Origin of the sequence: Pseudoalteromonas atlantica, from assembly GCF_043641955.1 — a bacterium.
In the GTDB taxonomy this organism is placed as follows: domain Bacteria; phylum Pseudomonadota; class Gammaproteobacteria; order Enterobacterales; family Alteromonadaceae; genus Pseudoalteromonas; species Pseudoalteromonas atlantica_A.
This window is the reverse complement of the sequence record NZ_JBHZRV010000001.1, coordinates 138,017-158,314: the sequence shown is the minus strand read 5'-3', so window position 1 is coordinate 158,314 and position 20,298 is coordinate 138,017. Positions and strand designations below refer to the sequence as shown.

The 20,298-nt window shown below is 36.6% G+C and carries 13 protein-coding genes; 10 read left to right on the top strand and 3 right to left on the bottom strand.

Annotation, left to right across the window (positions count from 1 at the left end):
* Nucleotides 1-1,190 precede the first annotated feature (1,190 nt).
* Both ACHUE3_RS00655 and ACHUE3_RS00650 read right to left on the bottom strand, forming a co-directional pair.
* Nucleotides 1,191-1,736 carry a tetratricopeptide repeat protein gene (locus ACHUE3_RS00655; RefSeq protein WP_394189183.1) on the bottom strand — a complete coding sequence of 182 codons (546 nt, stop codon included), beginning with the start codon at nucleotides 1,734-1,736 and terminating at the stop codon, nucleotides 1,191-1,193.
* 192 nt (nucleotides 1,737-1,928) lie between these two features.
* A complete protein-coding gene (locus tag ACHUE3_RS00650) occupies nucleotides 1,929-2,906 on the bottom strand; it encodes a hypothetical protein (protein ID WP_394189181.1) in 978 nt (325 codons plus the stop codon).
* 1,049 nt (nucleotides 2,907-3,955) lie between these two features.
* Between ACHUE3_RS00650 and ACHUE3_RS00645 the strand changes: the two genes are divergently transcribed.
* From ACHUE3_RS00645 to ACHUE3_RS00610, 8 genes are all read left to right on the top strand, one after another.
* A complete protein-coding gene (locus ACHUE3_RS00645) occupies nucleotides 3,956-5,578 on the top strand; it encodes an AAA family ATPase (protein ID WP_394189179.1) in 1,623 nt (540 codons plus the stop codon).
* 2 nt (nucleotides 5,579-5,580) lie between these two features.
* Entirely contained in the window at nucleotides 5,581-6,432 is an 852-nt protein-coding gene (locus ACHUE3_RS00640; RefSeq protein WP_394189177.1) for a hypothetical protein, read from the top strand.
* A gap of 31 nt (nucleotides 6,433-6,463) precedes the next feature.
* The gene (locus ACHUE3_RS00635; RefSeq protein ID WP_394189175.1) at nucleotides 6,464-7,702 is read left to right on the top strand and encodes a DUF6361 family protein; all 1,239 of its coding nucleotides are present in this window, start codon (nucleotides 6,464-6,466) and stop codon (nucleotides 7,700-7,702) included.
* On the top strand, nucleotides 7,686-9,527 hold the full coding sequence (locus ACHUE3_RS00630; RefSeq protein ID WP_394189173.1) for a phospholipase D family protein: 1,842 nt from the start codon (nucleotides 7,686-7,688) through the stop codon (nucleotides 9,525-9,527). The genes ACHUE3_RS00635 and ACHUE3_RS00630 overlap by 17 nt, the downstream gene beginning before the upstream one ends.
* Nucleotides 9,520-12,759, top strand: a complete 3,240-nt coding sequence (locus ACHUE3_RS00625; protein ID WP_394189171.1) for a DEAD/DEAH box helicase — start codon at nucleotides 9,520-9,522, stop codon at nucleotides 12,757-12,759. Before ACHUE3_RS00630 ends, ACHUE3_RS00625 begins: the two co-directional genes overlap by 8 nt.
* Before the next feature lie 103 nt (nucleotides 12,760-12,862).
* On the top strand, nucleotides 12,863-13,099 hold the full coding sequence (locus ACHUE3_RS00620) for a hypothetical protein (protein WP_394189169.1): 237 nt from the start codon (nucleotides 12,863-12,865) through the stop codon (nucleotides 13,097-13,099).
* 93 nt (nucleotides 13,100-13,192) lie between these two features.
* On the top strand, nucleotides 13,193-13,579 hold the full coding sequence (locus tag ACHUE3_RS00615; protein WP_394189167.1) for a hypothetical protein: 387 nt from the start codon (nucleotides 13,193-13,195) through the stop codon (nucleotides 13,577-13,579).
* 1,212 nt (nucleotides 13,580-14,791) lie between these two features.
* Nucleotides 14,792-14,977: a helix-turn-helix domain-containing protein gene (locus ACHUE3_RS00610; RefSeq protein WP_150111322.1), complete on the top strand. Its 186-nt coding sequence runs from the start codon at nucleotides 14,792-14,794 to the stop codon at nucleotides 14,975-14,977.
* 100 nt (nucleotides 14,978-15,077) lie between these two features.
* Here the strand turns inward: ACHUE3_RS00610 and ACHUE3_RS00605 are convergent, their stop codons facing one another.
* On the bottom strand, nucleotides 15,078-16,784 hold the full coding sequence (locus ACHUE3_RS00605; protein ID WP_394189164.1) for a hypothetical protein: 1,707 nt from the start codon (nucleotides 16,782-16,784) through the stop codon (nucleotides 15,078-15,080).
* 269 nt (nucleotides 16,785-17,053) lie between these two features.
* Between ACHUE3_RS00605 and ACHUE3_RS00600 the strand changes: the two genes are divergently transcribed.
* Both ACHUE3_RS00600 and ACHUE3_RS00595 read left to right on the top strand, forming a co-directional pair.
* The gene (locus ACHUE3_RS00600) at nucleotides 17,054-17,299 is read left to right on the top strand and encodes a YfhL family 4Fe-4S dicluster ferredoxin (protein WP_394189162.1); all 246 of its coding nucleotides are present in this window, start codon (nucleotides 17,054-17,056) and stop codon (nucleotides 17,297-17,299) included.
* Nucleotides 17,300-17,716: 417 nt separating this feature from the next.
* Entirely contained in the window at nucleotides 17,717-20,233 is a 2,517-nt protein-coding gene (locus ACHUE3_RS00595) for a hypothetical protein (RefSeq protein WP_394189160.1), read from the top strand.
* Nucleotides 20,234-20,298: the final 65 nt, after the last annotated feature.

The following is a 20,298-nucleotide window of genomic DNA, read 5'->3' as shown; positions in this document are numbered from 1 at the left end:
TACGTGATTTTCATGCAAGAAAGCGAACAGGCTCTTCCATTATTAGCTCTCTTTTAACTCACCTTAATTTAAGCAAAATTTGGTTCCAAAATTATCGTCGTGCGTAACTAGTTATATTTAAGTAAGAACCAAAACATTAACTTTTCACAATGTCGTTGCCATGCTTTATGCAGCGGCGAACGTATTGAAAATTTGATAAACCTCATATCGAATTTTTACATTGGTTCGACAAGTAATGAGGTTACTTGTTAAGTGCTCAACATTGTTCAGTATGAGCAGTTTTGGGTGCCGAATGCTTAGGTCAAAAAGAAGGGAGCTAAAAGCTCCCTGAGGTCAATTACTGTTTCGCGTGGTATAGGGTACTAGAGTAACTGTTACAACTTATAAGTCTTCTAGAATCCGTTGCATTATTAACTCCTAAATTCCTAAGCGACTTTAAACCACAAACCCACAAGCTATCCCTGATATGGTTTTCGCACTCGGATAGGTTGCAAGATACTCTTCTAAATTCAACGGGTGCTTACTTTTCCATCCACCAAATGCTCTAGCACGACGCCAGCCTCTTCAAATCCAAATAAGTGTTCGAAATAGTCCTTTGTAATGAATAAAGCAGTATTTACTTCGTTGGTGAGTTTATGAACTGTACAAAAGGTTTAGCGGGTTTCACTTCTTATATTTTTTAAAAATATTTGCGCTGACAATTGCGTGTAAGGTTTGACACTGTTTAAAATAATTGTATTCAATAAAAACAATAAGATTAATAAATGCTGCGATACTGCAATTCCTATAAAACTATAACCCTCCCCGTTACTCTTTGTATTTTGGTTAGTTTCATCGCATATTATTTGAAAGCTTCCACTGGAAATGAGGATTATTTAGCGATTGCTATATATTTCTGGGTTGCCTCGCTTTATGGTTACGGTGAGTACGAGCGTCGTTATAAAGATAACCCACCTAAATATCCTGTGTTAAAGGCTCAGCTACTTTGTATTGTTTATGTACCGTACTACGTCTTTAAAAAGCTAACATTTAGAAAGTAACGCCTCTGTTCTTTCTGATGCTAAGTATTCGGGGGGGGGAATGATGAGCTATTTTGAATATTGAAGCTAAGGGCAAAAATAAGGGAGCTGTAGTTGCGCTCCCCAAGGCCACTTAATGCTAGGATGATTTAATTATTACATCAGGAAAATTTAGCTTTTAACACCAATTTTTTGAAGGAGATTGATTGCTGGCCCATGACCATCTTTGGCTCCTTGCTTCAACCATTCAATACCAATGCTTTGATTTTTAGTCACACCTTTACCATTGTATAGCATGAATCCTGTAAATGTTTTTGCCTTGGTGTGACCATTTATTGCTGCTTTCAATGTATATTCATACGCTTTTTCAGCATTAGGCGTTACAACTCCATTACCTTGCAAATATGATGAACCAATTACGAACATTGCATCAATGACACCATTATCCGCAGCTTTTAAAGTCCATTCGAAAGACTTTTTCATATCTTTTTCTACCCCTTTACCATAGTGATAAAGGTTTCCTAAATCATACTGTGCTTTAGCGTGGCCTACATAAGCGGCCTCGAAAAAGAGGACTGAAGCTGCTTTATAATTTTCAGAATTATAGAATTGAAGACCTTTCTCATATTTCTCTTGGGCTGAAAGGTTTTCAGAAAAAGCAGGTTGAGTCATAACACTCAAAACTAGTAGAATAAGAGTGGTAGTGAATTTTTTCATTTACATTTTCCTATTATTTTTTAATTAATTTTGTAGATCATTGCCTTCTCTTTTCACAGTAGATAAAGACTTCACCGAATTCGCATTGAATCTAGTTTTCAACGCACTAAATAACATTAAACCTATAATTTATTTAATGTTTTTAGTTCTTGAGTTCGGAAATTTAATGGTTTCAAATATAAAAGTAAATACTTATTCAATCAAACCAAGTACCACACCAGCATCACGAAACCCATCCAAACGTAACTTCAATATGGTATCTGATGATGATTCTGCCAATGCCGTCAGTTCATCTAATTTTTCTAAATAGCTTTTTACATTGACCTCTTGAGCCTTTGTTACGCCAGTGAGCTTACGATCGGAGTTAAACATTAAATTGTAAATATGGCGGCACTCATGGGCCTTAAATTTTATGTTATTTTTCAACGTAGCAACTTGTTGCTCAGTGAAACCAAACTTAGTTATTGTAAAAATACGCTGATGCGCTTTCTCAATCTGAGTTAAAAAACGTTGACGATGGCTGTACATATAGACTTGCCTATATAACCCATCACTTAACTCTAGTTGTTGATGGTATTTATCTAAGATTCGTTTGCGAAGCTCACCATTTCCTTTGTTTTTTGAGTTCGATGTTTCCATTTCAATAGCAACACAGGTTTTAGACCCTGCAAGCCTAGCAATTCCATCGACCAAGCGGTCGTCATTCTTACGCTGCTCCAAAATTAATGCTAATTCACGCTCAGTTACCAAACCATCAATTTTGTTGTCACGAATTAAATTAATCTTCACAAGCTGAATACTGAGATCATGAACCAAGTTTCTTTCATTTATTCGGCTTGCATCAGACTTCAGATGCAGCTCTTGCTGCAATAAAAACTCAGCACGTCGAATACCTTCGCTAGTTAATACAATAAACGCTTGATCAGTATTACCGAATGTTTGGTGAACATGTAAAAGCCCTTTGTGCTTCATTCTATTTACGAGTTTGTTAACAGCTTCACGTGTTAATGACAGTAACTGTTGAAGTACAGTTTTACTGCTCATACTGAATCGACCAATCCAGGTAATAACAGCATCTTCACGCATAGAGCCGAGTTGAGCTGGGTTAGTAATGCCTGATGTTACAAAATAGGCTAGAGGTAGTTGCAAGTATTTTTCGATTTGTTTCATGCTTCATCCTTGTTTTATTTAATCCAAATTAACAAGGTTCAAACCATGCGAATTATCAGCACAGGCTTAGCATATGCCTTGCTGTATGCTAAAGCTTCGCTTTGCTAAGCAGTCTGCTTAGCAAACTCAATTTTCTCAAATTGATTAGAGCTTCGCTCTTTTAGTAAATCTCTTACACGCCAGTGTACACGCGACTTGTCGCTACACTGGCTCTTCGCGCTTCGCTTGTCGGTAATAGATTTACTCGGAGTCAGCTACCGCTGATCAAGCGCCTTCTCACCTGTCATTGTTCAGGGGAAGAGGCATAAATGCACCTGCACAACTCGATGCCGCTGCCGCGTTGTGGCTGGCTATCACTTTGCTTCGCAGTGATAACCAGTTTTGCTTAAGCAAAATTCGAACGCGCTTGATCTGCGATGCTGACTCCGGCTTCACATCCAGAGCAATTTCATTGCACTAGATGCTACGCGATTTGATGTTGAGCTTTGCTCAAGCTTTTATTAACTTTTTCATGTTTGAAAAAGTAGTTGGTCACTTCGTTAATTTATTTCCATTCTTCAGCTAAACAATAACCTCAATATTAAAATTGATACTCGATATACAATCTTTTGCTGAAAGTTAAAGTCGGTTACAGAAGAAAACCTAAAATTATATCAAGGCCATTAATTCACACACTATCTAATTGTTTTTTAAATGACAAATCATGAAGGTTTTGCTAGTTTATTTCTCACAAAATGAATTTACCTATTGATGAATTAAGAAGAATAATAGGCAAAATTGAAGTTTTATTCTCAATTTGCTACTCAGTTAAGTTAGAAATTATTCAGGCAAAAGATACTCAACAAACTCTTGCTAGTTTAATCACGTATTCATTTGTAAATTCACTCTATTTGTAACAAGGACGTTAAATGAAATTAATAAACGAAAAGTATCGCGCATTAAAACCTTCTTTAGATTACTTAACCGATGAAGTTGTTATTGCTCAAGCATGGAAGAATATGCACGATTAAATTGATTGCTGTTAAAACTATGATTAAATAGGAATTTAAATGGAATTACTACAGGTTTTATTTAGCCTAAACAAAACCGCTGAACATGCCCCATTAGATGGTCAAGTGATCATTTCACCCGCTGAAACATCTTGGAACGACTTCGGGTATAAAATTAGGTGCGAATTTAAAGTTTGTATTTCTAAAAACCAAAGACCGATGGAAGGGACTATGCTCATTGGTTTTATGGCTCCTGATAATATAGAAGAAGAGGAAGAGTCTCTATTTTATGAAAAAAGAGAAACCTTATCTGAGCACCTAACAAAGACCAATCAAGAGGTTGCTTATTCGGAAGACCTTCCTCCATTTTTTACCTTGCTACCTGACATGCAAAGCTACCGAGACCTTTATGACGAATTTGGCCGTGAAGGAGTTGAACTATTTTTGCGCTCAGTAAACGATCTTTCTCAATATAAAGATACCGATGAAAAGTGGGTAAAAAAAGCCATTGATACCGAAGTGTTTAAATTCGGCTTTATGCGTAACTCGGAACCGTTTTTCGCTTATCATAATGCCAAAAGCATTGCTATTGGTGAAGAGTTAAAAATTGATAGTGCGATATCCAATTCGTTAGAACTTAAGTTCCAACTGGATGGCTTTGATGAGCCTCACCAGCTGTCATTAAAATACAATCACCAAAGTATTATACCAAAGCGAATATTTGTACTTATTGGCAAAAATGGTGTTGGCAAAAGCGAATCACTAAAGGCATTTTGTCGTGGTGCACTTCAATACAAAGATAAGGGGTTGTCGCTAGTTGATGATAACGGCAAGCGACCTCTTATTAACCGTATTATCGCGATAGCGACACCTGGAGAAACAACGAATACCTTTCCACCAGAAAGAAAAGCAACACAAAAGCTTTACTATCGACGCTTAACCCTCACTCGCAAAGGAACACATAACATTGGCGATTGCTTAGTACAATTAGCTAGAAGTGAAGATGAAATTGGTGAGTATTCACGTAAAGAGCTATTTTTAGACGCTTTGAAACAAACTGGCTTAGACCCTAATAAAATTTGCGTTCAATTAAAGTCAGAACGACTTTTAAACTTATCAACATTTTTACATGGGAGTGGCGAACAGGATACTTTAAACCGTTGGGCTACTGTTGAACCTAATTTAGATCCAAAAATAAAAAGAGGCGATGGCTTTTACCCGCTTAGTAGTGGTCAATTAACCTTTTTTAAGTTTGCCTTACTAAGTTGCTTGTTCATTGAAAATGGTACGTTTGTGCTGATGGATGAACCAGAAACGCACATGCACCCCAACATGATTGTTGATTTCATAGGGCTATTAGACTTCTTACTAGAAAAAACAGGCTCTCAGGCACTTATCGCTACTCATTCAGCATACTTTGTTCGAGAAGTACCTAATGAACAGGTGGCAGTGCTCTCATTATCAGATAATAGACTGGTGACCGATAGACCAAGGTTACCAACATTTGGAGCAACAGTAGATTCGATTTCACAGTTTATCTTTCAGGAAGATACTGAAATAAGGCTTTCAGAAAAGCTCTATGACAAAGTGAAAGACAAGAACTTTGCTGACATAGAAGAACAGCTTGATAATGAAATATCACTTTCAGCTTTAATGCGATTGAAACGTATGTTGGAGGCTTAATTTTGAAAAAGCTTTCTTTACCAGCGGTAAATGATACTCAAAAAATAACGGCTACTTCTCAAAGTGCTAGGCTTCATAGAACAAGCTACCCGCATTTGAGCAATCAATTACAAATTATTTTAAATGGATATCAAAACTATCACGCTAATAGTGGTAACGCTCTTTCAGTTGCTAACGTAACTATTACCAATGATTTATCAACAGCGCTAAAGAAGCATTATGCTTCGCCACCAGCTGACTTAAAGTTCATTGATGAACTGAGGGCTTCTTCACCAAACGTTTGCCCAATGTGTGGTTCATTAAAAACAGGGACTCTTGATCACCTATTTCCTAAAGATGATTACCCTTGGTTTGCTGTTTATTCAAAGAACTTAGTCCCAGCTTGTGACTGCAACAGTAAACGTAGAACGAACTTAACTAATGGAAATAAAAGGATACTACACCCCTATTATGACCTTTTTCTAAACCAAAGGCTTTTGTCGTGTAGTATTACTCAAGACCCTCTATTTCCGAAGGCTAAGATTGAAATAGATTATGTTTTGCCACATCACGCTGAGATAAACAGTATTAAATACCATACAGAAAAAGTTGTTCTTCCATCAGGCATTATCAATTGGCTAGAGGGGGAGTGGGAAACAACGACGCTGAATCCCAGCTCTAAAATTCAAACATTACCGCTAGCTAATATTCCAACAATTGAAGACTTTTCAAGGTACTTAAATGATGCATTGAATAGGTATGATCAGTCTTACAGTACACCCAATAACTGGTTTTCAATCTTCATTCATGGCGTATTGAACTCAGCAGGCGTCCTTAGATATCTGTTTGATAAACATAATAGTATTTACCCTTGATTATAAAGTTGAACAAAAATAAGGATTTTTAATGAGTGAGCTAGGTTGGGTTGATTTCTCATCAGAAGACAGGGAAAGGGTCAAGCATGTGATGGCGATGATGCGAGAGCCTGGAACCTTAGATGAGTTAGGTATAGGGCAAATTAGAGACGCTTTTGCTGACTTGCTATTTCCTGGTATTTCTACCATCCAAACCCGTGCCAAGTATTTTATTACTGTTCCACGTATTTTACGCGACTATTATGAGTTGTGCTCAGCCAATAAACGGAAAGCGCCTTCAATAGAGTCTTATTTGAAAGACGCAGAAAACAACGTAGCAAAGCGATTGACTGAAGTTCATGGCGATGACGAAACAGGCATTATTGGCCGCACCCAAATTGATAAAGGAGGCGTTGCCAGAAGACCGTCTTCTGTTTACTGGAATGGGTTAAGGCAACTTGGCATTATCGACACACAAAGTTCTTTAGCCGAATTTTGTAGGCACTATGGCAATGTTAAAACTAGACTAGATTTGGCGATAAGCGAGTTTGGTGAAGATGATACCAGCAGCCTTAACACCAAACAGATAGTTCATTTACCCAAAGGTCACTCAGCTAACTGGCAAGAACACCTCACATTAAATTTAAGTGCCAATGAAGCTAAGTTTTTAGTTAATAAAATTAAGTATGCCAAAAGTCTAGAACATAGCGTGCTTGGGCAGCTTTACTTACGTGGCTTAACGGATGAAGCCTTGAATTTAAATGATGAATTTGTAAGTGGGTTTACCCAGCTTCAAGCTTTTTTAAAAAGACAGGATGAGGTTTCTGCTTTATGCAAATCAAGGCTTGATGCCGCTGAAGCTTTCAGTCTAGCAATGGAAGGTGCACACCTTCGATATAATATCTTGCTGGCTAAGAATAATGGGTTTGATGAAAAAGTAGCTGAGTACGAAGGTGATTATAATAATTGGGCCGAAATAGCTAAACAAGCTTTACATGAAAACAGTATAGATAACTGGTTAGATATCGCTGAAATTAAAGCAATCAAGCCTAAGACAAAGACTTTTATTCAAGAGTTCATCAAGCAAGTACAAACAGGCGCTACTCTTAAAGAAATAGATACTTTGGTTGAAAGTCAGGCTAAAAATAACAAAAAGAAACGCTCGTTATTATATAAAAAGCTTACTCATCAAGGCTGGGTTGGAATTCGCCGATTGGATTACAGGTGGAGCGCAGCGCGACCAATTTTAGCAGATATACAACAAGGATTAGACAATGCTAAAAGCAGATGAAAACCGCGTTGACTATGGAGAGCAGTTAACACCTCCCTTTATTGATGGTGTGCAATATGAGTTTGATGCCGCTATTGCGACAACATATTCACTAGATTTAGACACGTTATTAGCTGCCCCTATCGCGCTTTGCTTTAATGAAACACTTGAGGGCGATCTCCGAGGTGAGAAACTTGCGTTATTAGAAGCGTTTGGGCAATTAAAAGGTCGGCTTCGTGTTTTTTATCAAAAGGGCAATATTAAAGTTCCAACTCAGTACAACAAGTTGTTCACACTATTGGAGCCGTGTTTAAGGGCGATAGTACCAAGTGGTGGAGAGCACGCTTCCTTTCACCCTAAAATATGGTTAATTCGCTATAAGGGATCAGGTGGGAAAAAGAGAGCTAATGTAATTTATCGACTTATTGTTTTATCTCGCAACCTTACCTTTGATAGAAGCTGGGATATAGCAGCTTCGCTTGATGGAAAATTAACGAAGGCTAAGGTAACGGAATTGGGCACCGAAAGCTGGGCTGATTTTTTTCTTAACCTACTTGATGAGCAGAATGATGCTGAACTAAAAAAAATCTTAAAAAAAGAGCTTCCTAAAATTAGCTGGTCGATAAGCTATGGGCGTAATCCATTGTTATTACCAGGTGGTGGCAAGTTTAATAAACCACTTGATTTACACAACAGCAATGACTCAATACTGGTTGTTTCACCTTTTATAAAAGATTCAGCAGGACAAGTGAAAGCACTTGATTGGTTGGAGACTAAAGCACCTGACACTAAAAGAATGTTAGTCAGTCGCGCTACTGAGCTAAACGAAATTGGGCAAGAAAAGTTAAGATCTTGGCAGTGTTACTCAATAAATGACGCCATTGTTGATGGTGCAGAAAGAGTTGGATTAGCGGAAGAATCCCATGATCTTCATGCCAAGCTTATGATCACTCAACGCGGTGGCACAAGCCATTGGCATTTAGGGTCGGCAAATGCCACAAGCGCCGCACTTGGTACAGTTAAAAAACCACCTAGAAATGAAGAATTCATGCTGAGGTTTACAGGCAACACAGCTCAAATCGGCCCACAACGTATATTAGAGACATGGCTAAGCGATAAAGAAGGCGAAGGCTTGATAGTGTCGCATGAGTTTTCAGCACTACAAAATGAAGCGGAATCGAAGGGTTTTGATTTCAGAAAGGTATCTTTTCCTATTATTAATGCTGATTGGCAGTTGGAAGCCCGATACAGTGATAAAACCGAACTGTATGAGTTAACTCTGTCTCATAACATAGACGATGAATCTTTGACTCACATTTTAGCCCTTTGTGATATTGAGATAGGCCAGCTAGGTATTGCTGGTGCAAATAAGTGTATATCGTCTGAACTTCATTGGTCGGGCGTTGAGCTGAGCGCTATTAGCGCGTTGATACCTGTATATTTAACGTCTAAAAGTGAGAGTGACTCACAGCAAAAGAGTCTAATTATACAAGCAAACCTTCATATTGAGGGTGGCGATACTCGCGAGAAAAGGGTTTTGTCTGAGTTGCTAGATAATGAAGATAAATTACTGAACTACGTCCGGCTATTATTAAATCCTTTTAGCACTAAAGAAGAGTGGCTTGAAATTACAACACGATCAGCTGGATTCAGTGACGGTAGCGGTGCGAGCCTGTTTGAAAGTGAACCGATATATGAACAATTAATGTTAGCTGCAGCTCGCAACCCGTCGGCACTCAATAGAATTCAGGCATTACTTGAGAGATTAGAGCAAACGGAAGTTCAAATCCCAGAGCAATTTTTGTCACTATGGAAGCATTTTGAACAAGAGGTGATATATGAGTGATGACGTAATAGCGTTATTGAACCAGTCGCTTTCGAAACTCAAAGATTTTCAATTAGCAACCGTGCACCAAGTGATGAGCAATTTTGTCGATAGTCGTCACTCAGGAAGAGTATTAGTTGCCGATGAGGTTGGCTTAGGTAAAACCGTTGTTGCAAAAGGCGTAATAGCTGAAATGCTCAAGGCAAGGTTGAATCAATTACCTTTTAAGCCTTTAAGGGTAACGTATATTTGCTCTAACCTAACACTTGCTAATGAAAATATAAGGAAACTAGCTGTATTTGATGGCGCTGAGCACGAAAAATATGTATCAGAGCCTTCATTTAGCCGTTTGACTGAATTAGCGATAAAGGATAGTCAAAATGATAATGACTCTAGTAAATTATTAGAAGTCTGCTCCCTCACACCCTCTACCTCATTTACTTTAACCCAAGGCGATGGTACTCACTGGGAACGCTTTATTATTTATCAATTGCTTTGTGAACATGAAAGTTTATCAAAGTATAAAAGTAAGCTAAGCCAGTTGTTTCGTGGCTATTGTGGAAGTGAAACTTGGCAGAGCAATCAATATTGGTTCGACAAAAATAAAACGCTTGATAAATGTGTATTGCACTCGTTTCATCAACAACTTAACGCTCAATCAGACTATATCGAAAGTGACTGGGAGATAGAGCAAGATAGTAGCTGGCTTTCAATTATTGAAATGGTTTGCACTGATCAAGTTAAGTGTGAACACCCAAATAGATTACGCTCTTATTTAAGAAGAGTGCTTGCTAGGTGTTGCGTTCAAAACCTAAAGTCAGATTTATTTATATTAGATGAGTTTCAGAGGTTTAATAGCCTTCTCGACACCAATGAAGACAATGAATTATCAGTTATTGCCAGAGGGATTTTTTCAAAAAAGTCGGCATCTAAATTGTTATTGCTCTCAGCTACGCCATTTAAAGCCATGTCTAAAGTTGATGAAGAAGAAACCCAAACCGCTCATGTTGATGAATTAAGGTATTTACTTAATTTTTTAAGTAAAAAAGATCATAACTTTTTAAGTCAATATGAATACAACAGAGAGAAGCTTCATAGCGAAATTATAAGCCTGCGTGATCCGAGTAAATGCCCAAGCAATTTGATTTCAACTCATAAGGATAGTATTGAAAACTCACTTAGTTCATACATTTGCCGTACAGAGCGAGCACAGATCGTCAATAAGGCAGACTCAATAGTTTGCTTTAGAAAAGGCGGTGAACAAGCTACCGAGTGTTTAGCAAAGTTTGATGGTAATGAAATTCTGGCATTTAAAGAGTTAGTTCAAATAGCAGAAGAGCTGAATAAGGTTAATAAGAAAAGTCATTCAAGCTATTTATTAGAGTACCAAAAGTCGGCCCCTTGGGCTTTGTCATTTATGAATGGCTATCAATTTAAAAATCATATTGATGATTCATTACAAAAGCACGCACCTCTATCAAAGGTTATAAAGCAGTCGAAAATGAGTTGGTTGTCACGAGATTTAATCCAGTCATATAAATTGAATTTGTCTAAGCAAGGCTCGAACGCAAGGTTTAAGGCTGTGATTGATACTTTTTTTGACGGCAATGGCGAAGAGTTGCTGTGGGTTCCACCGTCAAACCCTTATTACCCTTTAGAAGGAAGCTTTAAAAATCAACAAGGCTTCAGTAAGTCGTTGTTGTTCTCTGCATGGGCAATGGTGCCAAGGGCGCTAAGCGGTTTGATATCCTATGAAGCTGAACGCAGATTACTTGAAGGCAGAAGAGGCGTAGCTAAAGAATATTACCGTTCAAAAAAACATGTTCCTGAGATTAGGTTTGATGGTAAGTCAAACCTTGTTGCATGGTCTTATATTTACCCTAGCCGAACACTAGCAAGCTTTAAGCTCTCTGATAACAACAAAACTCTCGATAAGCTAGTAAAGGATGTGAGTAAAAAGATTAAAAGCCAGTTTAGGGCAAAGCTCAAGCCCTATGAAAACAAAGGAAAGAAGTCCAAAACACATTGGTATGCCGTAGCACCAATATTTTTAGATATGTTAAATGGATACCAAGATGACGTAGATGACTGGCAGATTGAGTTTGAAAACAGGCTATCTGATGGCGGAAATAAAGGTCGCTTAGATAGTATTCGGCATTTATTTAATTTGATTAGAGAAGGTGAGTTAGGAAAGCTCCCTAATGACCTTTTTAACTATTTAGCGCAACTCTCAATTACAGGCCCTTCTATATGTATCCTTCGTTCGTTAGCGGGACAAAATGCACACTATCACTCTGTTGATATAAGTGAGAGTGCTTTAGGCTTTGTTAGTTTGTTTAATAAACCTGAGTCAGAAAAAGCGATTAAAAAACGCTATTACAAAGTACCTTATTGGCAAGCTGTTATTAATTATTGCGCAGACGGTAACTTACAAGCGGTGATTGATGAGTATTTTCATTTATTAATTGGCTCTGGACAAAATAGTAGCGAAGCATTATCAAAATTAAACAGTGTGTTAAATACCAATACGGTTTCTGTAGGTTGCCACTTTCACGAAGACACTGCCCTCAAGAAGAGCGAAAGCACGTTAGAAGAAAAGTCCACGCTAAGATGTCATTATGCTGTTCCTCTGGGTAACCAGAAAATGACAGATGAAAAAGGCATGGTAAGGGTCTCTTATGTTCGCGATGCGTTTAACTCACCATTTAGACCCTTTGTGCTAAATTCAACATCTATTGGGCAGGAAGGGCTGGATTTTCATTGGTATTGCAGCCGCATAGTGCATTGGAACTTGCCATCAAACCCAATCGACCTTGAACAGCGAGAAGGGCGTGTAAACCGCTATAAATCGTTAGTTGTTCGTAGGCGACTTGTAGAAAGGTTTAAAGATGAAGTTAACTCAAGCTACCAACACTCTTGGGATAAGTTGTTTGAGTACGCAGATCAACACACAAAAAACGAAAGGCTTAGTGATTTGGAACCATATTGGCACTTGTCTTCAGGTAGTGCTCAAATAGAGCGCATTGTACCTTTGATGCCAATGAGCAAGGACTTAATTAAGTTAAATGAATCTTTGAAGGTGCTTTCGCTATATCGGTTAGCATTTGGGCAGCCCAGACAAGAAGAATTAATAGATAACCTTCTAGAACGAAGCTTTACAGATGAAGAAATTGAGAACATTAAGCATAAGTTGGTGGTAAATCTGTCACCTTTATTCCGCTCGATGAAAGAGAATAAAGAACTCGCTTCATAAATGCTCAAACAGAGAGGGCTGAGTTTAGCCGTAGCATAAAGAACTGTATTTCCCTTTTTTTGAATCTACTTAGTCATGCAGGACATAACAATAGGAGGACTGCATGACTTCAAATCAAAGACATAAATTGTTTTTCCTAAGTGAATTGGCATCGATCTTCAAGATATTATCAACTGTGATTTTAATCACCATCATTCTTGAACGAGTTGTTGGTATGGAGCTACATGAATCTTTTCCACTGAAAGGTGGTTATGCGATTGTTGGTTGGCTAATAACAAGCTTGTCGGAGCTTGGCTTGAGGATTTTCAAACTCAAACTTAAGAAGAAGTATCGACAATAATCTGAAGCGCTCCATTGAGCGCTTTTTTTGTTTGCATCTCATTTAATTTTCATTAAGTTCAAGAAGTACCAAAACAAACACAGGTATAAAATTATGAATTTATTGAGTTATCAACTATTTGAACATTGCTCTGTTGAGTATGAGTCACCAACAACGGAGCCAATGGCTCTTATAGAGACTTGTGAGGTTACTGTTACAGGAGTTAATCTAGCATTAATAGACAATAACTGTATTGACGCTGGTGGTAACTCATTTGGCGAATCAATTGATGTCGGCATTAGTGGTGCACTGGATACTAGTTGTTCAGTAATGGAAATTACTGATACTTGTTTTGATGACTCAAGCAACTTAAGTATTGAATATGGCTCATCAAGTAGCGGTTTTATGCTCATCGATGATAATTTCGTTACATTCGATAACGAGCATCCTGCGTGTAGTTGGGGTGATAATATCGATATGTCGATGAACGCAGAATTTTAGATATGGCTACGCTCAATCACATATTGCAAAACCTGACATTAGTAATCGAACAAATGGGTTTGTTTATGATTCTAACATGCCGTCAGTATTTGGCTGTGAATACGCGGAATACACGAGCGCTGGTATGACGTTATTTCAATGTGTCTTATTGGCTACATTGCTAATGTTCGCAATGGGTACTTGGCTTATACCAATAGTAGTAAGATGGCTATACAAAAAGTTTAAACAAAAGATAAATAGATAAACTCACAAATCCTCGTTAGTTAGTGTTCCCCAAAGCCTATTTTCTTAATAGGCTTTTTTTAAACTTCCACTGAGAATAACTACTTAGAATTATTATGCAGTATTTTTGAATAAATGGTTAATGGATCGCACTTTACCTCAAAAAGACCCTCAATGCGATTTTAAGCTTTTAAATTACACTTACCCTAGTGTTGATGTGAATTTTTAATAAAAATCTCTTAGAAAGCCTTAGAGGGGCGATTTTGATAACATTTTATATTAGTGTTACGTTTATATATGCAATTAGCATCATAAAAGTTTAAGATTAAGAATCATCATCCTCTCTCTTTATCTATTTCTAATTTCTATATCTAGATCTAGAGGTAATGCCTAAAAAATGACACATTACGAGTTAACCACATGATTTTACTAAGATAAAATGGGTATTATTTTGTTATGCGGGTATTTTTCAGTTATGTTTTTAAATCATACTTTGCATTTAATACTATGTTTTTTCAATGACTTAAACGGGTATTTTTCAGTTATATTTGATGGGTATTTTTCAGTTATTTATAACAAAATAATACCCGACCAACATAACAAATTAATACCCACTTAAACACTTTGAATTCATTAATTTAAGGTTTCTGAGAAGTGTTTTATCAGTAAAACATAACTCATGTGTTAGACAAACCTAACAAAATAATACCCGCTTCAATAAAACACTATAAATTCATGGGTTTAATAGTATTAACCATGTATTTTAAAAACAGATTTATAACAAATAATTACCCGCTTTGTTTTTGCCTAGCTTGTGTTTAATTATGCAAGTTTTATTCATTAGCTTCATCTTTTTTCTCACTTCCAAAATTTATCTTACGATGAAGGCTATTGTGTTTACATTTTTTTGGAAACGTGAAATTCGGTAAAATACTCTTATCTTCTTTGAAGAGATATTTAAATTAACTTACTAATATATTTGGAGTATTTATGAAACCATTAATGACTATCGAAGAAACTTGTGCTGCATTGCGTGTGTGTGAAAAAACTTTAGGTGAATACCGTAAATCTCACCCGTTTAAAGAGCTTATAAAGTGCTATAAGTTTTCACGTAAAAATGTACTGTTTTGTCCAGACTCTATCATCAAGTTTCGCGACGCCTGCCACGTTAGATAATTTAGCAGCTATAAATAGGAAAAAAGCCCCGACTTCGGGGCTTTCTTTTTGCTGTTTGAGTTTAAAAGCCCCAATTAATTGAGGCTTGTTGCATGTGGCTCTATGCGGCCTGTTTATCTCCCAAATCAAGAAAATTTCGTATTAACTTTCGACCTTGTTCTGTGTGAATTATATCTTTAACAACGCGTGTCGCACCAGGCAATACCGAGTTAATAAACTTTGCATAGTCAGGCTTTCCAAAGATCTTCATGATCTCACTTCTCAATTGTTGTTTTTCATCGTTTTCAGCCTTTCTCATACGGTCTTTCGCTTGACGGCCAGTCTCTCTTAATCCCGTATCTTTCAAAGTGTCTATATCATCTAATATACTCTGGTGGTGAAGCTTAAAGCCTTCTAATTTTAGAAGAAATTCAAACCCATACTCTTCTTCTGAGAAATCATAATGCTGCTTCAAATTGTCCATAAAATCTTTTAGTTCACTGGATTCTCCATCAGTTGCGTTTACCGAGTGATGCATAACAAGTTTAGAAATTAACGTGGCGCGGCTTAAATCAGTTTTATTTGACGCTAAATACACCAAAGACTTAACGTTTGTTTTTAGGTGTTTACGGCACATAGTATTAAACGCTCCTGATTTTCCTTTTACAGCGTCAGCACTAATCTTTCCTTTAATACAATTAATCGGACTGTAATCTTTTACTAGCTTATCGAGGCTTCTTTTCGAAAAAGGTTTTGTTGGGTCTGAAGGCTGTACAAATAGCCACTCAGATTTAAAGTTAAAAAAATTATCGTTATGCCACTTAATTTGATCTAATAATAGTTCCCTCAAAGTATCGGTAACAGGCATCACAAACTCTTCACCATTTTTCATGTCTGCTTCCTCGCCTTCATAAATACCATCAGGATATGTAATCTTGCTAGGCGATTCTAAACAATCAATGTATTCCAGCTTTACATTGCAAACATTAATTGGTCGAACACCTTGAAGGATCATGTAACGAACAGCGTTTTTTTGATTAACGCTAGGTGCCATTCCCATATTTACAAAAAGTTCTGCAATTGACTTTCTGTCGGTATGAGCCTTAGAAGGAAGGGGCTTTTTAGTTTTGTTTATAACGTATTTTTTACTTAAACCTGATAGATGATTCTCACCATCATTAAATTGCTGGCTAGCAACATCCCAAACGCGCTTTAGCTCATCCACAAGCTCTCTGACATAAGCTTTGCCATCAAAATCTTCTATAATCTGGTCAATAATTTTAACCAGAGAGGTTAACGATAGCTCGGAAAATCTTTGTGTTTCTGAAAAATAAGGACGAAGAATATTGATACGGCTAATATAAGTATTAGCCGAATTTCGCTTTAATGAGCCAGCTGATACACGTAATTCTAAATCTTTTTCATAGGCATCAAATGCAGCCAAAGGGCTTACATCATAATCTCTATTAGTATTAGTTAGTTCTATAGCTTTTGCTTTGGCTAATTCAAAGTCCATTTGAGGCAAAGTACCAATTTTTCTATTTTTTAATCCCATTTTTTTCGGAAAGTCAGTAAAAAAGTGTGTGGCTTTATTTGTAAAGAGCACTCTAACGTAGTGTACCTTGCAATATTTACTCTGTCTTAAGTCTGGCCTTTTACTATTTGGGGTTAACAGGTGTTGCTCAACAAGGTATTGGCTCATGGTTTTATGTAAAGTCACACACTTTTCAATGTCTAACATCGATCCAATGCCTTTTACACTTTTCCAGTCAGCCTGGGCTTGCTCAAACTCTTCTAATGAGACGTTAACTTGATTCATTTTTTTCATAATAATTTATCCGTGAGGCTTTAATTTAAAGGACTCCAACTAATTTTGGCCTTTGGCCTGCACACACGTGGTAAATTGTATGAGAAGAGACGTTTCCGAAAAAATGTAAACACAATTAAACACAAAGTTGTGTGACTAACTGTGTTACTAATTATCTCCATTTATTGTAAAATAGCTCCGCTAATAGTCGGCTATATGTCAGCCGCTAGATTAGCGCAATAGGGCTTTAAGCCACGTTTTTACTGACTTTACATAGAGAATTCAACTACATGGCTTTATTAATAAACGCCAAATGCATTAACTGTGACATGTGCGATCCAGAGTGCCCAAATGAAGCCATTTACATGGGCGCTAAAATTTATCAAATAGACCCAGATAAATGCACCGAATGCGTAGGCCACTACGACAAGCCAACGTGCGTCAGTGTATGCCCAATTGATTGCATTAAACCTGATCCTAATCATCGTGAGAGTATAAATGAATTGGCAGAGAAGTATGTGGGATTGATAGGTTAAATAACAGCATGATTTAATATAAAATATACTTTATAGTTCAATGAGTATTAAATAAGGTAAATACACTACTAACTAAGAACAAATTTGTAAATTTAATACTCTTACTCACGCAATGGAAATTAAATATCCAGACTTTAAAAAGCTCAGGGTGGTTATAGTTAATAATTAAATCAATCATTAAACTCAGCCATTAATCAACCCCCTGGACAAGAGTGCCTATTATATCTTTAGCGTACCTTATAGGTATCGTTTTTTATACTAACCTAATATTAGCCTTATGATGAATCAAGAGTTTACAAGTGCTCATACTTTGCTTAAACGGAAACACATATCAATAAATTCATGAAATATTAGTGTAAGTAGAATAAGTTTATGAGATAAATGTAGTGTTACTAAATAACAAGGAAGCAATTTTTCATGCCAAATTACATCTACCCTGAAGCAATAGAAAGCTATGTTGCAACTAAATTAAAAAAGTTACCAAGTGATTTTCGTGACTTAATCATCTCTAAAGTTGTTAAATATATAAAAACAACTAATTCTTTTGCTGAGCCTTCACATATAAGCAAAGATCATTTACCAGATTGGGCAAAACGACTGTTGACTAATGGAGAGCTACTACATCGTTTTAAACCTAATGAGCAACTAGAAAAAGACCTTCATAAAATTACAAAGTTTACCAATGAACTCGTTGAAATTAGTAAAAAGAAAACTAAGGGTGATTTACATGCAAAAGCACTAAAAAACATGCGCTCCATTGAACACTCCCATTTTAAAAGCTTATTAAAACTTGTTGAAGATTGGTTTAGAAATATTGACCGCAAGGTGTTTTTAGAAAATACAAACGAAGCAAAGAAAGACTTGGACCTAAGGGACTACTTCTGGTCACCTGCAAGTCAAACTTCAGAAATAGAGCGTTGGGGCCAGCGACTGGGGGGAAATTGCTTAGCAGATGGCCATTACCATGATGAGCTTGAAGATGGTGAAGTTGAAATTTGGGGACTGTTTTCTCGTTCTGAAAATTTACTAGCGGTAGCTGCTTTTATGGATAATCAGTTAGTGGATTTTGAGAGCAAAGGTAAAGATGGCGATGAACGATTAGAAAATGCAGCTCAATATAGAGAACAGTTACTTGAGCTTATTAAGTTCAATAATTACAGCGCCATATCTGAAGATGCTACCGAGGTTTTGGAAATACACGGCCAAACAGATATAAAAATATATAACGACGATAGTCCAGCTTATGCCATGTTCGATGAAAAAGAACAGACACTGTTAATATATTCTAAACTACTTAAATGTATCATTTCCCTTCAATTAGACTCTATTTACGAACAATCAGCACCTTCACTGCAGTTTGATATTGAATATGTACTAAATAGAGATGTTTCCCCTGAGGTAATAGATGAAATTTGCTTAGCGTTAATTCAAGCTTACGATAACAAAATCACGCCAGAGTGGTTTGATATTAGCCAATTACAAGAGTTTTCAAGCAGTGGTTTATATTGGAAAGACCCAACAGCAAATAAATTTTCTACAGATTGTAACTTTGTATTTTCAGAGTTAGATGGTGAGCTATGGTATTGCTACTCTAGTGGGTGGGTAAAAAAATTAATCAGTCATGACTTAGATGGCTCACACGTTGTGGATAACAGAAATAGGTTTGCTCAAGTATTTTCAAGTAAAGAACAACGAAATAGCGAACTTGAATTTATTTGCAATCATATTGATGCGTTTCCTGATCTCATGCACAGCCAAACCGGAAATGTACACCTTACCCCTACTATTTCTAACGGAAAAGTTCTAAGTTCAAAGCAAGGGTGGGAACTACTTGTAGAATCAGCAGAACAACGAATTAAAGTATACGAAAGGGTCGTAGATGATTACTTTGACACATTACAGACTAAACAAGTAATTTGCTTATATAACAGTAAACTTAAAGCTGGCTGCTTAGTAAGGCAGCTATCAGCAAGAAAGCATGACGTTAAAATTCAAGCGCCAGGTAATAGCCCTGAAGCATACGAGTTTATGATGCAAAATATCCCCTGGAATAACTATTCTGATGAGTACCCAGAGCATAGCATTCGACATAAAGACAACTATGTAGATGATAATTTTTTAAATAAAAACGGTAATGGAATTATTCCTGATGAAAATGTTTTAGGAACTCCATATAAATATAAAGCTTACAAAAATAAAGCTTTAATTTTTGATGAAAACAACCTTCTTCAATTAGTTTTCTTATTGAAGGGTGACGTTATTACTCATGTTTACGAATTAAGAAAGAGCAAACAATTAGCCAAAGACTTTTTTAAAATTATTGAAGTACTTCATTATCAATTAGCAGACAGTATTAAAGAATTAAGAGTGTTGGGAATTAAAAATAATGTAGATGAATTAATTCAAACCATTAGATACGAAAGCAATACAATAGAAATTGTTAGATTTGATGAGACACTAGAAATAAATTACCAAAGTGAGAATGACGACGTTTGCCAAGTTGTTATTAATGTTGATGAAATTTATGTTTTGGGAAGTATTGCTTCGAAAGAGCAATATGATGATATGAGGCAGGCTTTATTATTTACCTTAAATTTAAAGCCATTAACTTTTTCTCATTGCAACTTGAGCACATACGAAATTTTAGTGTTTTTTGGCATTACGCTTTGCTCAATAACAAACGAGTTTTTCCTTGAGGACCTTAATGAAGATGATACCCCACCAGAAGGGTGGATAATCAATGAAAATGGCATATCGAATACACTATTTGATGAAGTACAAGGCTTATACTATAAAGATAGACAATTTAATGTGAACTATCACAACATAGATTTATTTAATAAAAATCAGCAGGCTATTAAAGAGCTTTTAAGTTGGTTTGAAAGCCGCATTGAGCCATTAGAAAAGCACTTTTATAGAGTGTTTCTCGAATAACTCCCTTTATACTGAAGTGATTAGCTCTAGCACACAGAGGTAGGTGTTATCAAAATGATTGCACC